Origin of the sequence: Micromonospora sp. C95, assembly GCF_018070465.1 — a bacterium.
Lineage (GTDB): Bacteria > Actinomycetota > Actinomycetes > Mycobacteriales > Micromonosporaceae > Micromonospora.
The window spans coordinates 202,468-226,139 of sequence record NZ_JAGPXT010000002.1; the positions used below are offsets into that span (position 1 = coordinate 202,468).

25 protein-coding genes are annotated in these 23,672 nt (G+C 71.5%); 17 read left to right on the top strand and 8 right to left on the bottom strand.

Annotated elements, in window-relative coordinates:
- Positions 1-84 precede the first annotated feature (84 nt).
- The 3 genes from KBX00_RS03535 to KBX00_RS03545 all read right to left on the bottom strand — a co-directional run bounded on the left by KBX00_RS03535 (position 85) and on the right by KBX00_RS03545 (position 1,943).
- Positions 85-477, bottom strand: coding sequence for an MmcQ/YjbR family DNA-binding protein (locus KBX00_RS03535; RefSeq protein ID WP_210823179.1), 393 nt, complete (start codon positions 475-477; stop codon positions 85-87).
- A 147-nt stretch (positions 478-624) separates the two neighbouring features.
- Positions 625-948: a plasmid stabilization protein gene (locus KBX00_RS03540; RefSeq protein WP_210823181.1), complete on the bottom strand. Its 324-nt coding sequence runs from the start codon at positions 946-948 to the stop codon at positions 625-627.
- A gap of 140 nt (positions 949-1,088) precedes the next feature.
- The gene (locus tag KBX00_RS03545) at positions 1,089-1,943 is read right to left on the bottom strand and encodes a hypothetical protein (protein WP_210823182.1); all 855 of its coding nucleotides are present in this window, start codon (positions 1,941-1,943) and stop codon (positions 1,089-1,091) included.
- Between the two features lie 185 nt (positions 1,944-2,128).
- Here KBX00_RS03545 and KBX00_RS03550 point away from each other — a divergent pair, with 185 nt between their 5' ends.
- Both KBX00_RS03550 and KBX00_RS03555 read left to right on the top strand, forming a co-directional pair.
- Positions 2,129-2,347 (top strand): hypothetical protein, encoded by a 219-nt coding sequence (locus tag KBX00_RS03550; RefSeq protein ID WP_210823184.1) that lies wholly within the window; start codon positions 2,129-2,131, stop codon positions 2,345-2,347.
- 196 nt (positions 2,348-2,543) lie between these two features.
- A complete protein-coding gene (locus KBX00_RS03555; protein WP_210823186.1) occupies positions 2,544-3,986 on the top strand; it encodes a cellulase family glycosylhydrolase in 1,443 nt (480 codons plus the stop codon).
- Positions 3,987-4,055: 69 nt separating this feature from the next.
- On the opposite strand, the gene KBX00_RS03560 is transcribed toward KBX00_RS03555, so the two are convergent.
- On the bottom strand, positions 4,056-5,501 hold the full coding sequence (locus KBX00_RS03560) for a glucose-6-phosphate dehydrogenase (RefSeq protein ID WP_210823188.1): 1,446 nt from the start codon (positions 5,499-5,501) through the stop codon (positions 4,056-4,058).
- 230 nt (positions 5,502-5,731) lie between these two features.
- Between KBX00_RS03560 and pgi the strand changes: the two genes are divergently transcribed.
- The 11 genes from pgi to KBX00_RS03615 all read left to right on the top strand — a co-directional run bounded on the left by pgi (position 5,732) and on the right by KBX00_RS03615 (position 16,359).
- A complete protein-coding gene (pgi, locus tag KBX00_RS03565) occupies positions 5,732-7,366 on the top strand; it encodes a glucose-6-phosphate isomerase (RefSeq protein ID WP_210823190.1) in 1,635 nt (544 codons plus the stop codon).
- A 224-nt stretch (positions 7,367-7,590) separates the two neighbouring features.
- Positions 7,591-8,199 (top strand): MOSC domain-containing protein, encoded by a 609-nt coding sequence (locus KBX00_RS03570; RefSeq protein WP_210823192.1) that lies wholly within the window; start codon positions 7,591-7,593, stop codon positions 8,197-8,199.
- 69 nt (positions 8,200-8,268) lie between these two features.
- Entirely contained in the window at positions 8,269-9,513 is a 1,245-nt protein-coding gene (locus KBX00_RS03575; protein ID WP_307868014.1) for an RNA polymerase sigma factor, read from the top strand.
- A 102-nt stretch (positions 9,514-9,615) separates the two neighbouring features.
- Positions 9,616-9,990 carry a YciI family protein gene (locus tag KBX00_RS03580; RefSeq protein WP_210823194.1) on the top strand — a complete coding sequence of 125 codons (375 nt, stop codon included), beginning with the start codon at positions 9,616-9,618 and terminating at the stop codon, positions 9,988-9,990.
- A 116-nt stretch (positions 9,991-10,106) separates the two neighbouring features.
- Positions 10,107-11,165: an AAA family ATPase gene (locus tag KBX00_RS03585; RefSeq protein ID WP_210823196.1), complete on the top strand. Its 1,059-nt coding sequence runs from the start codon at positions 10,107-10,109 to the stop codon at positions 11,163-11,165.
- On the top strand, positions 11,162-12,145 hold the full coding sequence (locus KBX00_RS03590) for a DUF58 domain-containing protein (RefSeq protein WP_307868015.1): 984 nt from the start codon (positions 11,162-11,164) through the stop codon (positions 12,143-12,145). The genes KBX00_RS03585 and KBX00_RS03590 overlap by 4 nt, the downstream gene beginning before the upstream one ends.
- Complete coding sequence (locus tag KBX00_RS03595) at positions 12,142-13,092, top strand: VWA domain-containing protein (RefSeq protein WP_210823198.1); 951 nt, start codon at positions 12,142-12,144, stop codon at positions 13,090-13,092. The genes KBX00_RS03590 and KBX00_RS03595 overlap by 4 nt, the downstream gene beginning before the upstream one ends.
- A gap of 25 nt (positions 13,093-13,117) precedes the next feature.
- Positions 13,118-14,035 carry a S1C family serine protease gene (locus tag KBX00_RS03600; protein WP_210823200.1) on the top strand — a complete coding sequence of 306 codons (918 nt, stop codon included), beginning with the start codon at positions 13,118-13,120 and terminating at the stop codon, positions 14,033-14,035.
- Positions 14,036-14,042: 7 nt separating this feature from the next.
- On the top strand, positions 14,043-14,738 hold the full coding sequence (locus tag KBX00_RS03605; protein ID WP_210823201.1) for a response regulator transcription factor: 696 nt from the start codon (positions 14,043-14,045) through the stop codon (positions 14,736-14,738).
- On the top strand, positions 14,735-15,940 hold the full coding sequence (locus tag KBX00_RS03610) for a cell wall metabolism sensor histidine kinase WalK (protein ID WP_210823202.1): 1,206 nt from the start codon (positions 14,735-14,737) through the stop codon (positions 15,938-15,940). Before KBX00_RS03605 ends, KBX00_RS03610 begins: the two co-directional genes overlap by 4 nt.
- Positions 15,941-16,059: 119 nt before the next feature.
- Complete coding sequence (locus tag KBX00_RS03615) at positions 16,060-16,359, top strand: BON domain-containing protein (protein ID WP_210823611.1); 300 nt, start codon at positions 16,060-16,062, stop codon at positions 16,357-16,359.
- A gap of 120 nt (positions 16,360-16,479) precedes the next feature.
- Here KBX00_RS03615 and KBX00_RS03620 read toward each other — a convergent pair whose 3' ends face one another.
- A complete protein-coding gene (locus tag KBX00_RS03620; protein WP_210823203.1) occupies positions 16,480-17,040 on the bottom strand; it encodes an STAS domain-containing protein in 561 nt (186 codons plus the stop codon).
- A 212-nt stretch (positions 17,041-17,252) separates the two neighbouring features.
- Between KBX00_RS03620 and KBX00_RS03625 the strand changes: the two genes are divergently transcribed.
- Both KBX00_RS03625 and KBX00_RS03630 read left to right on the top strand, forming a co-directional pair.
- The gene (locus KBX00_RS03625; protein ID WP_210823204.1) at positions 17,253-18,359 is read left to right on the top strand and encodes an L-dopachrome tautomerase-related protein; all 1,107 of its coding nucleotides are present in this window, start codon (positions 17,253-17,255) and stop codon (positions 18,357-18,359) included.
- A gap of 102 nt (positions 18,360-18,461) precedes the next feature.
- Positions 18,462-18,632 carry a hypothetical protein gene (locus KBX00_RS03630; protein WP_199172109.1) on the top strand — a complete coding sequence of 57 codons (171 nt, stop codon included), beginning with the start codon at positions 18,462-18,464 and terminating at the stop codon, positions 18,630-18,632.
- Between the two features lie 28 nt (positions 18,633-18,660).
- On the opposite strand, the gene KBX00_RS03635 is transcribed toward KBX00_RS03630, so the two are convergent.
- Positions 18,661-19,158, bottom strand: a complete 498-nt coding sequence (locus KBX00_RS03635; protein WP_210823205.1) for a helix-turn-helix domain-containing protein — start codon at positions 19,156-19,158, stop codon at positions 18,661-18,663.
- A gap of 142 nt (positions 19,159-19,300) precedes the next feature.
- Between KBX00_RS03635 and KBX00_RS03640 the strand changes: the two genes are divergently transcribed.
- Entirely contained in the window at positions 19,301-19,978 is a 678-nt protein-coding gene (locus KBX00_RS03640; protein WP_210823206.1) for an SDR family oxidoreductase, read from the top strand.
- A gap of 4 nt (positions 19,979-19,982) precedes the next feature.
- Here KBX00_RS03640 and KBX00_RS03645 read toward each other — a convergent pair whose 3' ends face one another.
- A complete protein-coding gene (locus KBX00_RS03645; RefSeq protein ID WP_210823209.1) occupies positions 19,983-21,140 on the bottom strand; it encodes an acyl-CoA desaturase in 1,158 nt (385 codons plus the stop codon).
- Positions 21,141-21,156: 16 nt separating this feature from the next.
- Positions 21,157-22,245: a ferredoxin reductase gene (locus KBX00_RS03650; RefSeq protein ID WP_210823211.1), complete on the bottom strand. Its 1,089-nt coding sequence runs from the start codon at positions 22,243-22,245 to the stop codon at positions 21,157-21,159.
- Between the two features lie 84 nt (positions 22,246-22,329).
- Between KBX00_RS03650 and KBX00_RS03655 the strand changes: the two genes are divergently transcribed.
- Complete coding sequence (locus KBX00_RS03655; protein ID WP_210823213.1) at positions 22,330-23,583, top strand: CdaR family transcriptional regulator; 1,254 nt, start codon at positions 22,330-22,332, stop codon at positions 23,581-23,583.
- The last annotated feature ends 89 nt before the right edge of the window (positions 23,584-23,672 follow it).

Here is a 23,672-nt window from a genome sequence, read left to right on the forward strand (position 1 = left end):
TAGCCGGAGCCCGCCCGTCGCGTGGTCCGGCTGTTGTGGACTCGGCCCCGCAGCACGGGCTCTGGCGCGAGGGAACTGCCGCCGTCAGTAACGGGCAGCCCGGTCGGCCGAGCCCTCCTCGCAGCCGGCGAGCATTCGGTCGGGCACCCGCATCCGCCACGCGTCGGTGATCAGCTCGTCGAGCCGCTCGACGGTGACCGCCGCCAGGCGCACCATCACCAGGGGCAGCCCGTCGTAGGCGGGGGTGGTGAAGAACAGCGACGGTTCGCCGAGGAGCAGTGCCTGCTTCTCGGCCTCGTCGCCGACATACAACACGGCGATGTCGGTGCGGATGACGCGGGGCTCACCCGGCCGACGCTCGGGATACGACCAGACGAAGCCCTTGTCCGCGACCCGGAAGTCGAACCCATCGCTGTCGATCTCCACGGCGTGCGGCAGCGCCAGGGCCAGCCGGCGGACGTCGGCGGCGTCAGCCATCGCCCACCCCTGAGATCACCGATCGCGGCATGCCGAGAGATTAGCCGCCGGCTCCGACAGCGACGCCGCGTCGGGCCGACGACCCACCGGGTCCGCATACTCGGTGGGCCGCCGGCTCAGCGGACGTCGTGTCGCCGGACCGTGGGGTCAGCGGGACAGGGCATGCTCCAGTTCCGCCTTCGACATCGACGAGCGGCCCTTGACGCCACGCTTCTTCGCCTCGTTGTACAGCTGTTCCTTGGTGCGCCCGCCGGCGCCACGGTGCGAGCGCTTGCCGCCCCGGTGGCCCGACGAGACGTCGTCGATCGAGGATCGGCTCGCGGTACGCGCCTCACCGGAGCGGGCCCGCTCCTTGTTGACCGTACGCGCCGCGATCTCCTCGGCTCGACTGGTGGACACGCCGCGCTTCTTGGCGCTCGCCTTGATGTGCTCGTACTGTCGTTCTCTCTTCGGGCTGGATCCCGCAGGCATGCAGTGCCTCCCTCCACCGACAGTGTTCACCGCTCAGGTGCCCCACCGTCGGCGACCGAAACACCCGGCGCGCGGACCCGCCGCAGCAGCAGGGCGGCGGGACGCACGATGCCCGCCCCGCCGCCCGGGATGCCGATGACTCAGGAGGTGAACTTGTCCAGCGCCAACTCGATGGCGCCGCTGTCCGGCTGGGCGTACGCCCGCATGGTCTCCTTGTTGTAGGAGATGAAGCTCGGGCAGCGCACCGCCGGGGCGTTGACCCGCCCACCCTCACCGATCTTCTCGCCGGTCCTGGCGGCGTAGAAGGTCAGCGTGTAGCGCGAGGAGACGTAGTCGACCGTGACCTGCTTGTCGTCGCGGTCCTTGTACTGGCACTTGCGGGGCGTGCCTTCGCTGCCCTGCTCGAAGGTGAGGCAGCCGACGACGGAGACCGACGCCCACTCGGCGGTCTTGGCGTAGTACGGCTTGTCGAAGCCGACCGACTTGCTCAGCCAGGACTCCGGCCGCTCCGGGGAGTTGGCGAAGGTGTAGACCTTGGTGCCCTTCGCCCCGGTGTAGGGCGCGGCGTTGAGAATCGGGCTGCCTTCGCACACCGCGGACATGTCGCTGGAGTTGCGGGCGGTGACCGCGTTGTTGTTGTCGGGCTGCTCCTCCGCCGGCGGAGCGACCGACGGCGCGCCGGTCGGGGCACCGGGCGCGTCGCTCCGCTGCCCCGCGACCGGCTCTCCCTCGTCGTCGCCGGCCAGCACGAAGAAGCCGATGACCCCACCGCAGGCGACGAGCACCGCCATCACGGCGGCACCGATGCCCAGACCGAGCCAGAGGCCCTTGTTCGAGGATTTCGTCGGCTGCGGGCCGTAGGGCGGGGGCGGCACCGGCGCACCGTACGGCGACGGGTAACCGGCCGGGGTGACCGGAGAGCCGGGTGGCGTGCCCCAGGAGGCGGCGTTCGGATCCGGCTGTTGTCCACCGTACGGAGGGTGGCTGTCACTCATCTGATGCCCTTGTCGAAGTCGAGAGGTTACCTGGCCGATGATCAGAGTCAGGGTAGTGAGCAGCGCAAGTCCGGCCGCATCGACTCCCCGACCGTCCCGGGCGGCTCGACCACGGACGCCAGCGGCGGTCGCGGTGTGCCGGCGACACCCGGCGGGTACCTACCGGACACCGAGAGGAGGACGAGATGACGACCGACCCGAGGTACCTGCCGATCGCGCTCACCGACAGCGACGAACTGGTCGACGACGACCGCGATACCGGCACCGAGTTGGTCGGCGCGGACGACGCGGCACGTGCCGGCGCCGACATCGATCTGACCACAGCAGACCGAGACACCGATCCGACCCCCGTCGGGGCCGCCGACGCCGAGGCGGACCGGCGACGCGCCGCCGGCGACGACTGAGTCGGACCCGCTCCGACTGTGGCCCCGGGACGTGCGTCCCGGGGCCACAGTTCATTTATTGATTCGATGTATCGAAATATTGCGTTCTGGTTTCGACGCCCCGTAGGCTGCCGTGGGAGCGCTCCCGGTCTCCTCGTCCACTGTCGCCGGAGTGCCGTACCCCCACCACCAACGACCAGATTGCGACGGTCCACCAATGAAGCAACCTCCGCGCCGCCTGCGGCGCCTGCTGGTCGCTGCCGGTGCCGTCGGCGCGTTGACCCTCGGCGCGTTGACGGCCCTGCCCACCGCCAACGCGATGGCCGCGACCGGCTGCTCCGTGACCTACACGACGAACAGCTGGTCCGGCGGGTTCACCGCGAGCGTCACGGTCACCAACCTCGGCGACCCGGTGAACGGCTGGACGCTGGGCTTCAGCTTTCCCGACAGCGGCCAGCGACTGACCCAGGGCTGGTCGGCCACCTGGAGTCAGAGCGGCAGCTCCGTCACCGCACAGAGCGCGAGTTGGAACGGTTCGCTCGGCACCGGAGCCAGCACCAGCATCGGCTTCAACGGCAGTTTCACCGGCGCCAACCCGTCACCGAGTTCGTTCACACTCAACGGCACCGTGTGCACGGGCTCGACCACGCCGACCACTCCCCCGCCGCCCACCACCGCCCCGCCGACGACTCCCCCACCCACCACGCCCCCGCCCAGCGGTCAGACTCCGGTGGCCGTCAACGGGCAGCTGCGGGTGTGCGGCGTCAACCTCTGCAACCAGTACGGTCGACCGATCCAGCTGCGCGGCATGAGCAGCCACGGCATCCAGTGGTTCGGCAACTGCTACAACAACGCCTCCCTCGACGCGCTCGCCACCGACTGGCGCGCCGACCTGTTCCGCATCGCCATGTACGTGCAGGAGCAGGGCTACGAGACCGACCCCGCGGGCTTCACCAACCGGGTCAACAACCTGGTCGAGGAGGCCACCCGGCGCGGCATGTACGCGATGATCGACTTCCACCTGCTCACCCCGGGTGACCCGATGTTCAATCTGGAGCGGGCCAAGACCTTCTTCGCCGCCGTCTCCGCCCGGCACGCCGCGAAGAACAACGTGATCTACGAGATCGCCAACGAGCCCAACGGGGTGAGCTGGTCGACCATCAAGAACTACGCCGAGCAGGTCATCCCGGTGATCCGGGCCAACGACCCGGACGCGGTGATCATCGTCGGCACCCGGGCCTGGTCCTCGCTGGGCGTCTCCGAGGGCGCCAGCCACACCGAGATCGTCAACAACCCGGTGAACGCCAGCAACATCATGTACGCGTTCCACTTCTACGCCGCGTCGCACAAGGACAACTACCGCGCCGAGGTGGAGCGGGCCGCCGCCAGGCTGCCGCTGTTCGTCACGGAGTTCGGCACTGTCGACTACACCGGTGACGGCGCCGCCGACCTGACCAGCAGCGCCCAGTGGCTCGACCTGCTCGACCGGCTGAAGATCGGCTACGCCAACTGGACCTTCTCCGACAAGGCCGAGGGCAGCGCCGCGTTGCGGCCGGGCACCTGCAACGGCAGCGCCTACACCGGCACCTCGGTGCTCACCCCCTCCGGGGCCTTCATGCGCGAGCGCATCCGCACCCCGGACAACTTCCCCACCAGCTGATCCGAGCGCACCACCACCACGCGGCCCCGGCGGTTCACCGCCGGGGCCGCACTGGTGCGGAGGCCCGGCTCAGGTCGCGTCGGGCAGCGGGCCGATAAGCGAGTCGGCCGGCCCGGCAGAGCCCGCCCGGTACTCCTGCAGCGGCACCGTACCGGCCTTCCAGGCGGCCAGCACCGGCTCCACGATGCGCCAGCACTCCTCGGCGACATCGGCGCGCACCGACAGGGTCGGATCGCCCTCGAGGGCGCCCCGCAGCACCTCGCCGTACGCGGGCAGGTCGCCGGGGCCGAAGTTCGCCGTCAGGTTCACCTGTTCCAGCTCGAAGGGGTTCCCGGGACCGTTGACGTTGAGATCCAGGCAGAGCCGGTCCGGGCCGAAGCCGATCCGGAGCCGGTCGGGTCGCTCGTAGCCGGTCAGCCCGTCGGGCACCCGGGTCGGCTGCTTGAAGGTGATGATCGCCTCCTTGCGTACCGTGTCCATCGCCTTCCCGGAGCGCAGCCGGAACGGCACTCCCGCCCAGCGCCAGGTGTCCACCGTGACCGCCAGTTCCGCGAGCGTCTCCGTGCCCCGTACGGGGTCGACGCCGGGCTCGTCGGCGTAGTTCGGCAGCCGCCGACCGTCGATCTCCCCTGCGGTGTACCGGCCCCGCCGACTGGCGGCCAGCGGATCGTCACGCCACAGCCGGGTGGCCCGCAGCACCTGTGCCTTGCGTCCCCGTACCTCCTCGGCCCGCAGGGTCGGCGGCGGGTCCATGGCCAGCAGGGCCAGCACCTGGAGCAGATGGGACTGCACCATGTCCACCAGCGCGCCGGCACCGTCGTAGTAGCCCGCCCGTCCCTCCAGGCCGAGGGTCTCGTCGAAGACGATGTCCACGCAGGCCACGTGTGCGGAGTTGAGCACCGGCTCGAAAATCCGGTTGGCGAAGCGCAGGCCGAGCAGGTTGAGCACCGTCGACTTGCCGAGGAAGTGGTCGATCCGGTGGACCTGGTTCTCCGGGACCAGGGTGGCCAGCAGCTCGTTGAGCGAACGGGCCGAGATCCGATCGACGCCGAAGGGCTTCTCCAGCATCAGCCGGGTGCCGGGTGGCACCCCGATCCGGGCCAGCGCGGCGGCCGACCGGGCGGTCACCAGCGGCGGCAGCGCGAAGAAGATCACCAACGGCCCGGTGCAGCAGCTCAGCAGCGACCGCAGGTCCTCCTCGCGCGTCACGTCGGCGGGCACGTAGCGCGACTCGCGGATCACCTCCGACTCCAGCGGCCCCACCGCGCCGACGGCGCCGAAGGAGTCGGTCACCCGACGCCGCCAGCGCTCGTCGTCCCAGCCGTCCATGCCGCTGCCGATCAGCCGCAACCCGGGCACGGACCCGGTGGCCAGCAACTTGCCCAGACCGGGCAGCAACAGCCGCCCGGTCAGGTCACCGCTGGCACCGAGCACCAGCAGTGTCTGCCGTACGCCGGAGGCGGCGGGCGCGGCGGGGACAGCAGCTGCGGGGGCGCTCGATGCCGGTGTCGTCATGCCACCACCATGCCCTGTCCCGGCGACCGGCACGCACCGGACCCCGGGGACTCGCCGGCCGTTCGCGCACCGCACCCGGGTCCGTGCGGATCGTCACCCCCGTGGCGCCGGAGATCCCACCTGTGGTGGTGTCGGGCCGGCGAGCCGATCTTCGTGTGGCAGTCTGGTCTCACCGTCGGCCGCGACGAGGCCGGCGGCGTGCCCGAACCTGCGAGGAGACGATCGATCCGATGGCTGCGGACGTCACCAGCACCGACGAGTGGCAGGCCCTGCGCAAGCACGCCGACGAGATCCGCGGGACACACCTGCGGGACCTGTTCGCCACCGATCACGACCGGGGTCGACGGTTGACCGTCGAGGTGGCCGACCTCTACGTCGACTACAGCAAGAACCTGGTCACCGACGAGACCTTGCGCCTGCTGACCGCCCTGGCCGAGCGGGCCGGGCTGGCCGACCGGATCGCCGCGATGTTCGCCGGTGCCCACATCAACGGCACCGAGGATCGCGCGGTGCTGCACACTGCGCTGCGTCTGCCGTCGGACGCCGCCCTCAACGTCGACGGGCAGGACGTGGCGGCGGACGTGCACGCGGTGCGGCGCCGGATGGCCGAGTTCGCCGAGAAGGTGCGCTCCGGCCAGTGGCGCGGGCACACCGGGGAACGCATCCGCACCGTGGTCAACATCGGCATCGGCGGCTCCGACCTGGGGCCGGTGATGGCGTACGAGGCGCTGAAGGCGTACCGCGACGGTGGTCTGACCTGCCGTTTCGTGTCGAACATCGACCCCACCGACATCCACGACACGATCGCCGACCTGGACCCGGCCAGCACGTTGTTCGTGGTGGTGTCGAAGACCTTCTCCACCCAGGAGACCCTGGCCAACGCCGAGCAGGCCCGGCACTGGCTGCTGGCCGGCCTCGACGCCGACACCGACGCGGTGGCCCGTCACTTCGTCGCGGTCAGCACCAACGCCCAGCGGGTGGCGGGCTTCGGCATCGACCCGGCCAACATGTTCGGCTTCTGGGACTGGGTGGGTGGCCGGTACTCGCTGCCCTCGGCGGTGGGCCTGGCGGTGATGCTGTCCATCGGGCCGGCCCGCTTCGACGAGATGCTGGCCGGCTACCACGCCGTGGACGAGCATTTCCGCACCGCACCGCCGGCGGCCAACGCGCCGGTGCTGCTCGGCCTGCTCAACGTCTGGTACACCAACTTCCTGGGCGCGCAGACCCACGCGGTGCTGCCCTACTCGCAGTACCTGCACCGGTTCCCCGCCTACCTGCAACAGCTGACCATGGAGAGCAACGGCAAGTCGGTACGCACCGACGGTCGCCCGGTGTCGTACGACACCGGGGAGATCTTCTGGGGCGAGCCCGGCACCAACGGCCAGCACGCCTTCTACCAGCTGCTGCACCAGGGCACCCGGCTGGTGCCGGCGGACTTCATCGGGTTCAGCGAACCCAACCACGACATCGGCGACATGCACGACCTGTTCATGTCGAACTTCTTCGCCCAGACCGCGGCGTTGGCCTTCGGCCGGACCGCCGAGCAGGTGGCGGCGGAGGGTACCGCCGCCGACCTCGTGCCGCACCGGGTGATGGCCGGCAACCACCCGACCACGTCGATCGTGGCCGACCGCCTCACTCCGGCGACGCTCGGCCAGTTGGTCGCCCTCTACGAGCACATCGTGTTCACCGAGGGTGCGATCTGGGACGTCAACCCGTTCGACCAGTGGGGTGTCGAGCTGGGCAAGGTGATGGCCAACCAGCTCGCGCCGCTGCTCACCGGCGAGGCACCCGATCTGACCGAGCTGGATTCCTCCACCGCCGCCCTGATCTCCCGCTACCGCGCCCAACGCAACCGCCCCTGACCGGCGGCAGACGCCCGCTCGCGGCGGCCACTGCCGCAAGATCGGTGCAACTGCAGCGATGGTGCTGCCTCGGAGGCACCTGAAGGCAGCACCATCAGCGAAGTTGCACGGATCTTGACGGGCTCGCGTAGGCGTGGTCCGGCCGAGGGAACGGTTCCTCGTCCCGGTCTCGTGCTTCGAGAACTGTTTGGACGACGCGGACGAGGACGGACCAGAGTCGAGCCATGGAGAAAGCCATCACCGTACGTCACCGCTCGATGGACGAGATCATGGAAGGGCTGCACCTCGTGCGGCGCTCCCCCCGAGGCGTCGGCACCCTGGCACTGGCCGTCCGCCGGCCGGCCGTCGACGTCCGGGAGGTGCTGTCCCCGGCCGAGCTGGACAGCACCGTCGGGCTGGTCGGCGACAGCTGGAGTCAACGGCCCAGCTCACGGACGACCGACCGATCACCGCACCCCGACATGCAGCTGAACGTCATCAACTCCCGATTCGTCGAGCTGATCGCCGGTCCCGACCGGGACGCCTGGGCACTCGCCGGTGATCAGCTCTACGTCGATCTCGACCTGAGCTTCGACGCCCTGCCAGCCGGTACCCGCCTGGCGATCGGTGACCAGGCCGTCATCGAGGTGACCGACCAGCCGCACAACGGTTGTGCCAAGTTCGCCGCCCGGTTCGGGCGCGACGCTCACAAGATCGTCTGGAGCGAGGAGGGTCAGCAACTGCGCCTTCGCGGTCTCAACGCCCGAGTGGTCGTCGGTGCGACGATCAAGGAGGGCGACACCGTACGACAACTGCCCGCCGACCCCGGCCCGCCGGCCACCCGGCTGCCGTGACGAGATCCTGCGGGACGGTGTCGAACGGCGTAGCCGTTCGTGGAGTCGCGCCCGAGCGCTGGGTGAGCCGTGCCCGGTCTGCCCGTTGAGCAGGCGATCACCCGCGCCCACCGGGAGGAGTGGGCGCGGGTGGTCGCCGGCCTCGCCCGCCGCTTCGGTGACCTCGATGTCGCCGAGGAAGCGACTGCCGAGGCGTTCGTGGCGGCCGTGGAGCGGTGGCCGCGCGACGGCGTACCACCCAATCCCGGCGGTTGGCTCGTCACCACCGCGACCCGCAAGGCGATCGACCGACTCCGGCGGGACTCGCAGCGCGACGCCAGGCACCGGGCGGCCCGGATCGCGTACGACGACACCCCGACCGAGCCGACCGGCCCGGTCGAGGACGACCGGCTCAGGCTGGTCTTCACCTGCTGCCACCCGGCGCTGGCGATGGAGGCCCGGGTGGCGCTCACCCTGCGCCTGCTCGGCGGCCTCACCGTCGGCGAGATCGCCCGTGCCTTCCTGGTGCAGGAGCCCGCGATGGCCCGACGGATCACCCGCGCCAAGGCGAAGATCAAGGCGGCGGGCATTCCCTACCGGGTGCCCTCGGCCGACGACATCCACGAGCGGCTCGCCGGTGTGCTCGCCGTCGTCTATCTCGTCTTCAACGAGGGCTACCTGCCCGGGCAGGGAACCGAGCCGCTGCGCGTCGACCTCACCGACGAGGCGATCCGCCTGGGCCGTCTGCTGCGGACCCTCCTGCCGGACGACGGCGAGGTGGCCGGCCTGCTCGCGCTGATGCTGCTCACCGATGCCCGGCGACCGGCGCGTGTGTCCGCCACCGGGGAACTGGTGACCCTCGACGAGCAGGACCGCAGCGTCTGGGACCGCATCCGGATCGCCGAGGGCAACGCGCTGCTCGGCGAACGGATCAAGGTGATGACGGCCGGCGGTGCCGCACCCGGGCGCTATCAGGTGCAGGCGGCGATCAACGCGGTCCACACGAACGCGTCCACCAGCCGCGACACCGACTGGTCCACCCTGGTGGCGCTCTACGGCAGCCTGGCGCAGCTCGATCCCTCGCCGGTCGTGTGGCTCAACCGGGCCGTCGCGGTCGCCGAGGTCGACGGCCCCGAGGTCGGGCTCGCCGAGATCGATGCGCTCGGCGAGGCCCTCGACGGCTACCACGCCTTCCACGCCGTCCGCGCCGACCTGCTGCGACGGCTCGGACGTGACGGCGACTCACGGGCGGCGTACGACCGGGCCATCGGTCTCGCCGGCAACCCCGCCGAGCAGGCCTATCTCACCCGCCGCCGCGACCAGCTCGCCGGCTGACCGGTGGGAAAATCGTCCGGCACCTTGTCCGATGGGCGGCGGGTCGCTCGTGGATCAGGTGAGAGGCGGCCGGAGGGGCCGCCGGGACAAGGGAGTTCTGCGATGGCCCGGTACTTGATCTCGTTCAACGACGGCGAGATGGACCACATCCCCGACGAGGACTGGCCCGACGTGGGCAGGGCGGCGCACGCGGTGACCCAGGAGGCCGTGAACGCCGGGGTGTTCGTGTTCGGCGCCGGACTACAGCGGCAGCGGGCCAGCGTCGTGGGCACGGACGGGCTGGTGACCGACGGCCCGTACCCGGAGACCAAGGAGGTCATCGGCGGATTCGTGGTCGTCGACGTGGCAGAACGCGAGGAGGCGCTGGCCTGGGCCGCCAAGATCGCCGTCGCTTGCCGGTGCGCGCAGGAGGTTCGGCAGCTCATGCCGGACCCCGAAACCGACGAGATGCTCCGCCAGGCTGGCCGACCAGGCTGACCTTCCGCCGTTCGGTTGTCTTTCGGTCCGTTCTGGCCCAATGGGTCTGCGGGTGCCCGGGCTCCCCCGTTGTCCGGGCACCCGCGTCGAGACGACGCGACCGAGGAGCACAGCGCATGCGGAGCACCATAAACAGCGCCGCCGTGAGCGAGTTGGACACCGTAGGCGGGCACACCGACCACACCCGATTGCTGGAACGGACCCTGTTCGAGGTGAAGCGGGTGATCGTCGGCCAGGATCGGCTGGTGGAGCGGCTGCTGACCGCGTTGCTCGCCCGGGGCCACTGCCTGCTGGAAGGGGTGCCCGGCGTGGCCAAGACCCTCGCGGCGGAGACCCTGGCCACGGCGGTGGGCGGCAGCTTCGCCCGAATCCAGTTCACCCCGGACCTGGTGCCGTCGGACCTGCTCGGCACCCGGATCTACCGCGCCTCGACCGAGACGTTCGACGTCGAGCTGGGGCCGGTCATGGCCAACCTGGTCCTCGCCGACGAGATCAACCGGGCACCGGCCAAGGTGCAGTCGGCACTGTTGGAGGTGATGGCCGAGGGGCATGTCTCGATCGGTGGGCGGACGTACCCGGTTCCGACCCCGTTTCTGGTGCTGGCCACCCAGAACCCGATCGAGTCCGAGGGCGTCTACCAACTGCCCGAGGCCCAACGGGACCGCTTCCTGATGAAGGTCGTGGTCGACTATCCGACCGACGACGAGGAACTCGGCATCCTGTACCGGATGGGCACCGGCACCCCGGCCGCCCGGCCGGTGCTGGACCCGACCCGGCTGGTGGCGTTGCAGGCCCGGGCCCGGGAGGTCTTCGTCCACCACGCCCTGGCCGAGTACGTCGTACGGCTGGTACTGGCCACCCGTGACCCACGCCGGTTCGGCCTACCGGACGTGGCCGCGCAGTTGGCGTACGGTGCCAGCCCTCGCGCCACCCTCGGCCTGGTCGCCGCGGCCCGGGCGCTGGCCCTGCTGCGCGGCCGGGACTACGTGCTGCCGGCCGACGTGCGGGAGATCGCCGTCGAGGTGCTCGCCCACCGGCTGGTCCTCTCCTTCGACGCGGTCGCCGACGACGTCGACCCCGGCGAACTGGTGCGGCAGGTCGTCGAGGCGGTGCCACTCCCACAGATCGCTCCGGCGCAGGAAGCCCAGGGGCCGGGTCTGGGAGCGGCGGCGTGAACGAGAACGCGACGAGTCTCGGGCACCTGGCACCGCAGCGTCGGCTGCGCCGGCTGGAACTGACCATCACCCGCCGCCTCGACGGGCTGCTGCACGGGCAGCACCTGGGCCTGTTGCCGGGACCGGGCAGCGAACCGGCCGGCAGCCGGGAGTACCACCCGGGCGAGGACGAGGTCCGGCGGATGGACTGGTCGGTGACCGCCCGTACGACCGTTCCCCACGTGCGGACCGTCGACGCCGACCGGGAGCTGACCACCTGGGCGCTTGTCGACGCGACGCCCAGCATGGACTTCGGGACCGCCGAGTTGGAGAAGCGGGAGCTGGCGGTGGCGGCCGTCGCCGCCGTCGGCTTCCTGACCGCCGGCTCCGGCAACCGGCTCGGCGCGCATGTCCTCGGCGACGCCGGGGTGCGCCGCTTCCCCGCCCGTACCGGCCGGTACCACCTGCTCAGCCTGCTGCGCACCCTGCTGGAGGTGCCCCGCGGCCGACCGGCCAGCGACCCCGTGCCACTGGCCGAGGCGATCGACGGGCTGCGCCGGTCGGCCGGCCGTCGCGGGCTGGCCGTGGTCGTCTCCGACTTCCTGGACGGCCTGCCCGACGAGGGGGCGGCCGGCGCCGGTAGCGGCCCCCCGGACTGGGAACGGCCGCTGCGGCGGCTGGCCGCGCGGCACCAGGTGCTCGCGGTCGAGGTCCGTGATCCGCGCGAGCTGGAGCTCCCCGACGTCGGCCTGATCACACTTGTCGACCCGGAGAGCGGGCGGCGGCGCGAGGTCGCCACCGGCAGTCGGCGGCTTCGCGACCGCTACGCGGCAGCGGCCGCCGCCCAGCGGCTGGCCGTGGCGCGGGCGCTGCGCCGGGCCGGTGCGGCGCACCTGCCACTGAGCACCGACCGCGACTGGATCGCCGACATCGTCCGGCACGTCCACGGCCAGCGTCGACTGGCCCGGGCGGCCCGACCCAACCCGGGAGGAGCGGCGTGAGCTGGGAGTCTCCGGAACGGCTGTGGCTGTTGGTCGGGGTGGTCGCCCTGGTGGTCGGGTATCTGCTGCGGCAACGCCGACACAGCCGGTACGCGGTGCGGTTCACCAATCTGCGCCTGCTGGACAAGGTGGCGCCGGCCCGGCCGGCGTGGCGGCGGCACGTTCCGGCCGGGCTGTTCATCGCGATGCTGGCACTGCTGGTGGTCGGCTTCGCCCGACCGACCGACGAGGTACGGGTACCCCGGGAGCGGGCCACCGTCATCGTGGCCGTCGACGTGTCCCGTTCCATGCTCGCCGACGACGTGCCGCCGGACCGGCTGATCGCGGCCCGGGAGGCGGCCCGCGAGTTCGTGGCCGACCTGCCGGCGGAGTTCAACGTCGGGCTGGTCGCCTTCGCCGGCAGCGCGTCGGTGCTGGTCCCCCCGGGCGGCGACCGGGAGACGATCACCGCCGGCATCGACCGGCTCGACGAGGATGCCACCGCACTCCAGGGCACGGCGATCGGCGAGGCCATCCACGCCTCGCTGGAGTCGATCCGCACCCTGGATGCGCGGGCCGCCGAGGATCCGCCGCCGGCACGGGTGGTGCTGCTCTCCGACGGGGCGAACACCTCGGGACGGGACCCGGCACTCGCCGCCGCCGACGCGGTGCAGGCCGGCGTACCGGTCGACACCATCTCCTTCGGCACCCCCGACGGGCGTATCGGTGGTGGCCAGTCGGTCCCGGTCGACGGGGAAACCCTCCGTGCCGTGGCCGAGCAGGCCGGCGGCGGCTACTACGAGGCGGGCAGCGGCGACGAGTTGCGCGCGGCCTACTCCGACATCGGTTCGTCGGTCGGCCACCGGCTGGAACGCCAGGACGTGTCGGCGCGGTTCATCGGCGCCGGCCTGGTGCTCGCCCTGCTGGCTGCCGCCGGTTCGCTCTTCTGGTTCTCCCGACTGCCCTGACGGCCTCCCCGAGGAGGGACATCGCATGCACGACACGATCACGGGGCTGGGTGAGCCGCGCGGACCACGCTTCGTCTCACCTGCCCTGCCGACGGACGAACAGCCGCCCGGGTCCGCTTCGGTCGCGGCACCTCCGGTCACGCCGACGGGGCCTGACAACCTGGCGGACCGGAGCGCGGCACCGACCGACGGGGCGTCGCGCTGGCCCCGGCTGTTGCTGGCCGGGTTCACCGTGGTGGCGGTGTCCGCCGGTGCCGGCGGCGTCGCCGGGCACCTCACCGCCGGCGACGCGCCGGCCGCCACCCCGCAAGCCCCGCCGGCCGGCCCGGCCGGGAGCACGGCGGCCGACCTGGTCACCGCCGCCGACCAGGTGCTGGCCGGGGTGGTCTCGGTGCGGGTGGCCGGCGGAGGTCGGGGCGCCTCCGGATCGGGGTTCCTGATCGACGACCGGGGGCACGTGGTCACCAACAACCACGTGGTCGCCGGCGGCGGCACCATCCAGGTGATCGGCCGGGACGGCCGGCGGCTCTCCGCGCGGTTGGTCGGCCGGGACCCGGGTACCGACATAGCCGTGCTGCGCGTCGATCCGGGTAACGGTCTGCGCCCGCTGCCGCTGGCGTCGGCCGGGCAGACCCGGGTCGGTGAGCCGGTGCTCGCCGTCGGTTCGCCGCTCGGGCTCTCCGGCACGGTGACCGCCGGGATCGTCAGCGCGCTGGACCGTCCGGTCCGTCTCGGCGGTGGGGCCCGGCAGCCGGCGGTGCAGACCGACGCGTCCATCAACCCGGGAAACTCCGGTGGCCCACTCGTCAACGGCCGGGGCGAGGTGGTGGGCGTGAACACCGCCATCGCCACGCTGGAGGGCAGCGGCAACATCGGGATCGGCTTCGCCATCCCGGTCGACCGGGCGGCCCAGGTGGCACAGGGGCTGATCGCGAGGGGATAACTGACAGATGCGGCTGCTCGTGGTGGAGGACGAAGAGGACCTGGCCGGCGCGTTGCGGGTCGGGCTGGCCCGCGCCGGCTACGCCGTCGACCTCGCCGCCGACGCGGCGCAGGCGTACGACCTGCTGCTGGTCAACGGGTACGACCTGCTGCTGCTCGACGTCAACCTGCCCGACGGCGACGGGTTCGCGGTGTGTCGGGCGATCCGTTCCGGGGCGGTAGAGGTGGCCGGCGGGCGGGACCTTCGCGTGCTGATGCTCACCGCGCGCGGCGGGTTGGGCGACCGGGTCCGTGGCCTGGACGAGGGCGCCGACGACTATCTGGTGAAGCCGTTCGCGCTTGCCGAGTTGCTGGCCCGGGTGCGGGCGCTGCTGCGTCGGGACACCGGCGGCACCGGGGTGGTACTGACCGTGGGCGCGTTGACCCTGGACGTGGCACGGCAGGAGGCCCGGCGGGGCGCTCGGCAGCTGCACCTGACCCGCAAGGAGTTCGGCGTCCTGGAGTACCTGATGACCCGCCCGGGGCGGGTGGTGCCGGCCGAGGAACTGCTGGAGCACGTCTGGGACGCCAACGCCGACCCGTTCACCGAGACCGTTCGGGTCACCGTGGGTACGCTGCGGCGCAAACTCACCGGCGGCGGCGACGAGCCGGCGATCGAGACGGTCGTCGGGCGCGGCTACCGGCTGCGGGAGGTGCTGGCATGACTGTCTTCCGGTCGATCCGGTTCCGGCTGACGGTGCTCTACTCGACGCTACTGTTCGCGCTGGCCGGTGCCGGTCTGGCGGTGGCGTACGTGGCGGTGGACCGGGCGGTCGACCCGAAGCCGATCACCAAGCGGTACGAGGCGCAGTTGGTCAAGCTCAAGAGCGACGGGCGTACGGTGCCGACCGGCACCACGCTCGAGGTGGCCGAGGTGCAGCAGATCGAGGACGAGGTGAACCTGCGGCTGTTGCAGACGGTCCGGGACTATTCGTTGATCGCGCTCGGCGGGCTCTTCGTGGCCAGCCTCGGCATCGGGTGGGTGCTCTCCGGCCGGGCGTTGCGTCCGGTGGGCGCGATCGCGCGCACCGCGCGGGAGATCCAGGCCACCGACCTGTCCCGCCGGATCCGCCTGACCGGTCCGCGCGACGAACTGCGCGACCTCGGTGACACCATCGACTCGATGCTCGACCGGCTGGAACACGCCTTCCAGGCCCAGCGGCAGCTCATCGACGACGCCTCGCACGAACTGCGCAGCCCGTTGGCGATCATCCGAGCCAACCTCGACGCCTCGCTGACCACACCGGAGGCCGGTGAGCAGGAGCAGGCCGCCGCCGTGGCGACGATCGACCGGGCGACCACCCGGATGTCCCGGCTGGTCGAGGATCTGCTGGCCACGGCCCGTCGGGACGCCGACTCGATGTCCGACACGGACGTGGATCTCAGCGTCGTGGCCCGCGAGGCGGGCGAGGACTTCGCCGCCCTGGCCACCGGCCGTGGCCTGCGGCTGCGCTACGCGCTCGAGGTGGGTCTCACCCTCATCGGTGACCCGGACACGCTGCGTCGGGCCGCCGGCAACCTGCTGTCCAACGCGGTGCGCCTCTCCCCGCTCGGCGGGGCGGTCACGGTGGCCACCGGCCGGGTGGGCGACTGGTTGTGGTTGGCCGTCGCGGACGAGGGGCCGGGCATCGCCGAGGCCGACCAGGCGCGGGTGTTCGACCGGTTCTGGCGGGGCGAGGCCGGGCGAGGTGGCTCCGGTGACCGGCGGACCGGCCTGGGGCTGGCCATCGTCCGGCAGATCGTCGAGTCGCACGGGGGCCAGGTGGCGGTCTTCTCCCGGCCGGGTGCGGGCAGCACCTTCGTGCTGTGGCTGCCGGCCGCCGACCGGACCGGAGACAGTCGACCGCCGGCCAGCACGCCACTGTGACTGTCATCCAACTGTCATCCAACCGTGCGGTCGACTCCAAGGTCGTTGCGCAAGGTGGTGGTCGATCGGGACGGCGCGTCGGGTCGCCGGCGTCAACGACGAAGGAGACCGCTGTGGTGATGCCGTGGCCCTGGCCGATGCCCGACGATCACTCCTTCCGCGCGCTGTGGGACGAGCCGCAGCACCACGACGAGGATGTGCGTCTCGCCGCCCTGGTCGCGCAGCGGCTGAGCGCTGACTGGTCGACCCGCAGGCAGCAGATCACGGTGATGGTGCAGAACCGGGTGGTGATCCTCACCGGCCTGGTCGCCAGCGCCGAGACCCGCCGCGCGGCAAGCGAGTTGGCGTGGGATGTCGAGGGCGTGACGGACGTCTGCAACGCGCTACGACTGGCCGGTCACCGCCGGGGACGCCGCTGAACTTCGGCTCGTCCACGGCGCCCGGCACCGGCACCGTGGACGAGCCGAACCCGAAAGGCAACCTGCGGTGGGTGACGCACGGGGCAGGCCGGATGACTGTGGCGACCCCGGGACCGTCGCCTACTCGTCGGCCGCCGGTCCGCCCTGGAGTCGGGCGAGCGCGTCGGCGCGGGTGTCCGCGACCGGGAACACCTCGTCCAGCCGGGTGACCCGGAGCACCTGACGGATCAGCGGTGAGTTCGACGCCACGCAGAGCGTCGCGCCGCGTTCGGCCGCGCCACGGTGCGCGCGGACGAGCAGCCCGAGGGCGGTGGAGTCGAGCAGATCCGTCCGGCCGAGATCCACCAGGACATGCCCGCCCATGTCGGCGGCGTGCCGCAACGCCATGCCCAGCGTGTCACCGGTGTCGAGGTCGACGTCGCCGGCGACGGTCACCACGGTCACGGCACCGAGGTGCTCGATGCCGAGGATGCCACCGGGCACGCCGGCAGCGGCGGGGCCGAGCTGGGTGCAGTGCACGCAGCGGTGCGGTCCGTCGGCCAGCGGGGAACCACTCCAGCCGTGCTCGGACACCAGCGGCCACACCACCTCCGCGTCGGAGGGCATCCGCGGCCCGGCGACCGTGTCACCGCAGTTGTCACAGGTCAGGGTGACCAGGTGGTCATCCAGGACGACGGCCATGGCGTGCTCCTTCCCAGGTCGGAGGGGTCGGGATCCCACCCTGCCGGGGTCAGGTGGCGGGCACCGCGCGGACACATGACGGTTGGATGACGAATGGGCTTCCCGCTGCTTGCGGGTCGGATGGGCGACGACGCTGTCGCATTCACCGTCCGCTTTGCGACGATAGACGTAGAGAGATCGGTTGATCCCTGTGTGCGACGGGAGGTCGAAGGATGCGACAAGGACTACCCACCGACGAGCCGGTCGGCACGCTGGAAGTGGTACACCGCTTCCGGGGCCCGATGCCGACCGGGGTGACCGTCTCGCACCGTGGCCGGATCTTCGTCAACTTTCCCCGCTGGGGTGACGAGGTCCCGGCGACGGTGGTGGAGCTGCGACGCGGGCGCGAGTTCGCCTTCCCCGACCTGCGGTGGAACACTCCGTCCGGCGACGACGACCCGTCGGCGTTCGTGTCGGTGCAGAGTGTGGTGGTCGACCCGGCCGACCGGCTCTGGGTGCTCGACACGGGCAGCCCGATGTTCCAGCCGACCTCTCCCGGCGGGCCGAAACTGGTCCGGGTGGACCTGAAAACCGACACCGTCGCCCAGGTGATCACCTTCCCGCCTGACGTGGTGCTGCCCACGTCGTACCTCAACGACGTGCGGTTCGACCTGCGTCGCGGGGCGGCCGGCATCGCGTACCTCACCGACTCCGCCGATGGTGCCCCCAACGCCATCATCGTGGTCGACCTGGCCAGCGGCTCCTCGTGGCGGCGCCTCAACGACCACCCGTCCACCAAGGCCGCACCACTGGCGGACTTCCGGCCGGTGGTCGAGGGACGCCCGTTCCTGGTCCGCCCCCCGGACGCTGCGCCGCAGCCGGTGGGCGTCGGTGCCGACGGCATCGCCATCTCCGCCGACGGCGCGCGGCTGTACTACTGCGCCCTCGCCACCCGCCGCTGGTACAGCGTGGCCACGGACGCGCTGGCCGACCGTGGGCTGGGCGACGCGGAGGTTGCCGCGACGGTGATCGACGAGGGCGACAAGGGCGGCGGCGCCGACGGCTTGGAGTCCGACGACGCCGGCCGGATCTACCTGACCAACTACGAACACAACGCGGTGCTGCGGCGCCGCCCCGACGGCGAGTACGAGACCGTGGTGCACGACGCCCGCCTGCTCTGGCCCGACACGCTCAGCGTGGCCACCAATCGGCACCTCTACGTCATCGCCAACCAGGTACACCGGCAGCCGCCGTTCAACCGCGGCCGGGACCTGCGACGCAAGCCGTACGCCCTGTTCCGGACCCGGATCGACGCGGGCCCCGTGTTGCTGCGACCGTGACGCCGACGAGCCCCGATCGGGTGGAAGTGCTGCCCGACCGGGGCGGGTGCCGCCCACCGCACGTAGCGTCGGAGGGCAGTGACCACGAGGTGAGGAGCGGTCGTGACCGAGCCGGAGGAAGAGCGCGAGAAGAGCGCGAAGACCGACCCGGTGCTGTTCTCCCCGGACGGCGACCCGCATCACAATCCGGCGCAGACCCCGCTACCGGACGAGCACCCGCCGGTGACGTACTCCCACGACGGCGAGACCGACGTGATCGACGGCGAGCAGTAGTACGCCGCAGCCGCGATCACCGACCTGCTCACGTGTCGGCCCCGGCCGTCGGCTTCGCCGTCTCACCCCTTCCGCCGGGGCGCCGCCACGCCACACCGTGGTCGATGTCGAGCGGTTCCCCGCAGCGCTCACACACCTCCACACCAGCCGAGGGGTGCTCGCACCGACCGCAGCGCACCTCGAACGGCGGCTGCTCGGCATCGCTCGGGCGGTGCCGGTGCGCCCAGTTCGCGTAGGCGTGCAGCACGGGAATCGCGTCGGCAGCCGCCTGCGTCGGCACGTACTCCCGCCGCGGTCGCTGGCCGGAGGAATACGGGCGCGGCTCCAGCAGTCCCTGGTCGACCATCGAGGCCAGACGGGCGGCGAGCACGTTGTCGGAGGCGTCCAGTCGCCTCTTGAAGTCGTCGAACCGGCGCGCGCCGGTAAGCGCTTCGCGGAGGATCAGCAGCGTCCACGGATCGCCGATCACATCGATCGCCCGCGCTATCGGGCAAACCTCCCCGCTCCAGTCCGAACGCAGCGCCACAACACTCCTCCTTAACTTGCTCGAAGCAAGCTTAGCGGATACAGTCCGTCGCGGATTACTTTTTTGAAGAAAGTATCCGGGCCGGGGTCGGCGCGTGCCGGACCGCAGCGTGTGGCCCGGCATCAGGCCGAAGGAGATCGACATGACTGACATCGCGGGCAGCACGGTGCTCGTCACCGGCGCCAACGGCGGACTCGGCACCGAGTTCGTCCACCAGGCACTCACGCTCGGCGCCGACCGGGTCTACGCCGCGGCGCGTACGCCGAAGGACTGGCCCGACGAGAGGGTCACTCCGCTGCGCCTGGACGTGAACGACGCCGATTCCATCGCCGCCGCCGCCGACACCGCCTCGGACACCACGATCCTGGTGAACAACGCCGGCATCCTGCGGCACGGTGAGCTGCTCACCGGGGCAATCGAGGACATCGCGGCACAGTTGACGACAAACCTCTTCGGGCCACTGCTGATGACCCGGGCCTTCGCCCGGCACCTTGTCCCCGCCAAGGGCGCTGTGGTGAACGTCGCCTCCGTGCTCAGCTGGCTGCCACTGGGCAAGGGTTACAGCGTCTCGAAGGCCGCGCTCTGGTCGGCGACGAACGGACTACGTCTCGAACTCGCCCCGCATGGCGTACAGGTTGTCGGCGCCTACCTCGCGTACACCGACACTCCGATGACCGCCGGCCGGGAGAGCGCCGGGATGAACGCACCCGCCGACGTCGTTGACGCGATCTACCAGGGCCTGCGGGACGGTGCCAGCGAGGTCCTCGCCGACGAGATCACCCGATCCGTGCGCGCCGGCCTGTCCCAGCCCATCGCCTAGCTGGTCAGGCGGCGACGAGGGCCGGGGTGGGGTGGTCGGCGGAGTCGTCGAGCGGGGTGACCGGCGGCGCCGGCTGGCGGCGGTTCGGCAGGGCGAGCCGGAAGACCTTCCGCCACGCGGAGAAGACCTGCCGGGGCAGCGAGCCGGTGGTGTACTTCAGGCCGTACCTGTCGAACAGCGCCCGGATCTCCGGGGCGATCTCCTGGTAGCGGTTGCTCGGCAGGTCGGGGAAGAGGTGGTGCTCGATCTGGAAGGACAGGTTGCCGGTCATGATGTGCATCAGCCGGCTGCCGCTGATGTTCGCCGAGCCGAGCATCTGCCGCACGTACCACTCCCCCCGGGTCTCCCCCTCGATCGAGGTCTTCTCGAAGGTCTCCACGCCGTCCGGGAAGTGCCCGCACATGATCACCGAGTGGCTCCACAGGTTGCGGACCAGGTTCGCGGTGAAGTTGGCGGCCAGGGTGTGCAGGAACGACGGACCGGACAGCACCGGGAACAGCAGGTAGTCCTTGAGGAACTGGCGGCGGATCTTCCGGCCGACCGCGCGGACCCGGCGCCGGAACTCGGGGTCCTTGTGTCCCCCGTCCTTCAGCTTGTTGCCCAGGTCGAGGTCGTACGCGGCGATGCCGTACTCGAAGAAGCAGGCGTTGAGGAAGTTGTACAACGGCTGGCCCAGGTGAGCCGGGTGCCAGGGCTGGTCCTCGTCCACCCGCATGATGCCGTAGCCGAGGTCGTTGTCCTTGCCGACCACGTTCGTGTACCGGTGGTGCAGCTCGTTGTGCGACTGCTTCCACTGGTCGGCCGGGGCGACGTGGTCCCACTCCCAGCTGGTCGAGTGGATCTTCGGATCGCGCATCCAGTCCCACTGGCCGTGCAGGACGTTGTGCCCGATCTCCATGTTCTCCAGGATCTTCGCCACCGACAGCCCGGCGGTGCCCACGATCCAGGCCGGTGGGAACAGCGAGAACAGCAGCACCACCCGGCTGCCGATCTCCAGCTTCCGCTGGGTCGAGATGACCTTGCGGATGTACGCGGCGTCCCGCTCGCCCCGGGAGGCGATGATCCGCTCCCGGATGGCGTCGAGTTCCTTGCCGAGGGTCTCGATGTCCTCGGCGGTGAGGTGGGCGATCGGGTTGTCGGCCTTCTTCTGCATCACGGTCACGTCGGTCGGTCTCCGATCAGATCTCGAGTTCACACGGGCCGGCGGCAGCAGACACGCAGGTCTGCACGCGTACGCCGTCGCCCGGCAGGGCGGTGGTGAGCTGGCCGTTACGCAGGTCGCGGACCGCGCCCTGGCGCAGCGGGAGCACGCAGCCGAAGCAGATGCCCATCCGGCAGCCCGACGGCATCAGCACCCCGGCGTTCTCGCCGGCATCCAGCAGCGGAGTGGCGCCGGCGGCCGCCACGGTCACCGACGAACGGGTGAAGGTGACCGTGCCACCGTCACCCGCGGTGATCACCGTGGGACGGAACCGCTCGGTGTGCAACCGCGCGGCGTGGCCGCGGACCTCCCAGTGCGCCTCGGCCGCGTCGAGCAGCCCGAGCGGGCCACACGCCCAGGTCTGACGCTCCAGGTGATCGGGGACGAGCGTGTCCAACTCGGCCACGTCCAACAGGCCCTCGACCTCGGTGTGCCGCTCGATCAGCCGGATGGCACCGCGCTCGGCGAGGCCGCGCAGCTCCGCGCCGAAGACCACGTCCGCAGCGGTGGGCGCCGAGTGCACCAGCACCACGTCGCTGCCGGCCAGGGCCCCGGAGCGCAGCATCCCGGCCACCGGCGTGATGCCGCTGCCCGCGGTCAGGAACAGCACCCGCGACGGTGCCCGCTGCGGCAGCACGAAGTCGCCGCGCGCCTGGTCGAGCTGCACGATCGTGCCCGGCCGCAGCCGACGGACCAGATGGTTGCTGACCACACCGTCGGGGATCGCCTTCACCGTCACCGAGATCGGGTGGGCGCGCCGGCCGGGGGCCGAGGTGACCGAGTAGGCCCGCCACTGGCGGACCCCGTCGACGTCGACACCGAGCCGGACATACTGGCCGGGGACGTGCCCGCGCCAGCTACGGCCGGGCTGGATCACCAGGGTCGCCGCGTCCGGGGTCTCCGGGTGCACGGCGACGATCCGGCCGCGCAGCTCGGCACCGGCGCGGAGCGGAGCGATCAGGTCGAGGTAGTCACTTGGCAGCACCGGCGTGGTCACCGTCTCGGCGAGCCGCCACAGGCGGCGCCGAAAAGATCTCGTGTCCGGTGGCGGGACGGTGGCGGTCATACGACGATGGTCGCGGCCCGCTGGCATAAACTCTTGGTCTGCGAAGGTAAAGCGATCCACCCCTTTTGTGCGGAGAGAACAACCGTGGCGGAACCATCCGGAACGACAAATCGGGCGGCCCGCATCGAGCTGGACCAGCGGGTAGCCCGCGAACTGCGCGACCGGCTGCCGTTGGTGGCCGGGCAGACCGTCACCGCGATCACCGGCGAGGTGCCCAGCTACTCCGGCACGCTGACCGGACAGATGCGGGACAAGATAGAGAACGCGGTGCAGATCGCGTTGGGCACCTTCCTGCAACTGCTCGAACAGTCCCAGATCGCCGACCGTACCCAGGCCAGCGACCCGAGCACGCCACTGGTCCCGGCACTGGAGGCCGCGTACGCCCTGGGCAGCGGCGAGGCCCGGTCGGGACGCAGCGTGGACGCGCTGCTGGCCGCGTACCGGGTGGGCGCCCGGGTCTCCTGGCGGGAGCTGGCCGCCGCCACCGTGGCGACCGGCCTGCCCGCCGCCACGGTCGCCGAGTTCGCCGAGTTGATGTTCGCCTACATCGACGAACTCTCTGCGGCCAGCGTCGCCGGGCACGCCGACGAGTTGGCGAGTGTGGGCCGGGCCCGGCGGCGGAACCTGGAACGGCTCACCCAGCAGTTGCTCGCCGGTGAGGCGGAGGACGTGCTGCTGCGCAGCGCCGAGCGGGCCGACTGGCCGGTGCCGCAGACCCTCACCGTGGCGCTGCTGCCGCAGGCGAAGCTGCGCGGGGCGCTCGCCCTGCTGGCCGAACACACCCTAGAGAGCAGCGAGGAACTGCCGGCCGGCGAACCCGGCGAGGAGACCGCCGTACTGCTCGTACCGGACATGCACGGCGACCGGCGGCGGCAGCTCGCCCGGGTGCTGCAGGGCCGCCGCGCGGTGCTCGGGCCCTGCCGTCCCTGGGCCCGGGTCAGTTCCTCGTACCGGCGGGTGGTCCGGGTGGTCGCGCTCGGCATCGCCCAGCCCACCGACGGCGAGCCCCTGGACACCGAAGCGCACCTGGCCGAGCTGCTGCTCAGCGCCGACGTCGAGGCGCTCGCCGATCTGCGTACCCGGGTGCTGCAACCCCTCGCCGCGCTGCCCGCCGCCACCGCCGAACGGCTCACCGAGACGCTGCGCTCCTGGCTGCTGCACCAGGGGCGGCGCGACGACGTCGCCGCCGACCTCTTCGTCCACCCGCAGACCGTGCGCTACCGGATGGGTCAGCTGCGCCAGCTCTACGGTGACCGACTCACCGATCCGCGCAGCCTGCTCGACCTCACGGTCGCGCTCGCGCTGCCCGGCGGCGGCGCGGCCACGGCCACCGGATGAGCGGGACCAGCGACTCAGAGCAACCGGCAATGGGACTGGCGGGGCTTCGGCACGCCCTGGCACTTCGGCCGGCGGCGTCGGCGTCGGGC

Excerpts from the sequence above, each read along its gene's own strand:
- KBX00_RS03545 (WP_210823182.1), bottom strand. The coding sequence starts at position 1,943 with ATGAGTGACAGCCACCCTCCGTACGGTGGACAACAGCCGGATCCGAAC.
- KBX00_RS03620 (WP_210823203.1), bottom strand. The coding sequence starts at position 17,040 with ATGGCCGTCGTCCTGGATGACCACCTGGTCACCCTGACCTGTGACAAC.
- KBX00_RS03585 (WP_210823196.1), top strand. The coding sequence starts at position 10,107 with ATGCGGAGCACCATAAACAGCGCCGCCGTGAGCGAGTTGGACACCGTA.
- KBX00_RS03535 (WP_210823179.1), bottom strand. The coding sequence starts at position 477 with ATGGCTGACGCCGCCGACGTCCGCCGGCTGGCCCTGGCGCTGCCGCAC.
- KBX00_RS03555 (WP_210823186.1), top strand. The coding sequence starts at position 2,544 with ATGAAGCAACCTCCGCGCCGCCTGCGGCGCCTGCTGGTCGCTGCCGGT.
- KBX00_RS03615 (WP_210823611.1), top strand. The coding sequence starts at position 16,060 with ATGCCGTGGCCCTGGCCGATGCCCGACGATCACTCCTTCCGCGCGCTG.
- KBX00_RS03605 (WP_210823201.1), top strand. The coding sequence starts at position 14,043 with ATGCGGCTGCTCGTGGTGGAGGACGAAGAGGACCTGGCCGGCGCGTTG.
- KBX00_RS03560 (WP_210823188.1), bottom strand. The coding sequence starts at position 5,501 with ATGACGACACCGGCATCGAGCGCCCCCGCAGCTGCTGTCCCCGCCGCG.
- KBX00_RS03610 (WP_210823202.1), top strand. The coding sequence starts at position 14,735 with ATGACTGTCTTCCGGTCGATCCGGTTCCGGCTGACGGTGCTCTACTCG.
- KBX00_RS03650 (WP_210823211.1), bottom strand. The coding sequence starts at position 22,245 with ATGACCGCCACCGTCCCGCCACCGGACACGAGATCTTTTCGGCGCCGC.
- KBX00_RS03580 (WP_210823194.1), top strand. The coding sequence starts at position 9,616 with ATGGCCCGGTACTTGATCTCGTTCAACGACGGCGAGATGGACCACATC.
- KBX00_RS03625 (WP_210823204.1), top strand. The coding sequence starts at position 17,253 with ATGCGACAAGGACTACCCACCGACGAGCCGGTCGGCACGCTGGAAGTG.
- KBX00_RS03570 (WP_210823192.1), top strand. The coding sequence starts at position 7,591 with ATGGAGAAAGCCATCACCGTACGTCACCGCTCGATGGACGAGATCATG.
- KBX00_RS03640 (WP_210823206.1), top strand. The coding sequence starts at position 19,301 with ATGACTGACATCGCGGGCAGCACGGTGCTCGTCACCGGCGCCAACGGC.
- KBX00_RS03600 (WP_210823200.1), top strand. The coding sequence starts at position 13,118 with ATGCACGACACGATCACGGGGCTGGGTGAGCCGCGCGGACCACGCTTC.
- pgi (WP_210823190.1), top strand. The coding sequence starts at position 5,732 with ATGGCTGCGGACGTCACCAGCACCGACGAGTGGCAGGCCCTGCGCAAG.
- KBX00_RS03550 (WP_210823184.1), top strand. The coding sequence starts at position 2,129 with ATGACGACCGACCCGAGGTACCTGCCGATCGCGCTCACCGACAGCGAC.
- KBX00_RS03540 (WP_210823181.1), bottom strand. The coding sequence starts at position 948 with ATGCCTGCGGGATCCAGCCCGAAGAGAGAACGACAGTACGAGCACATC.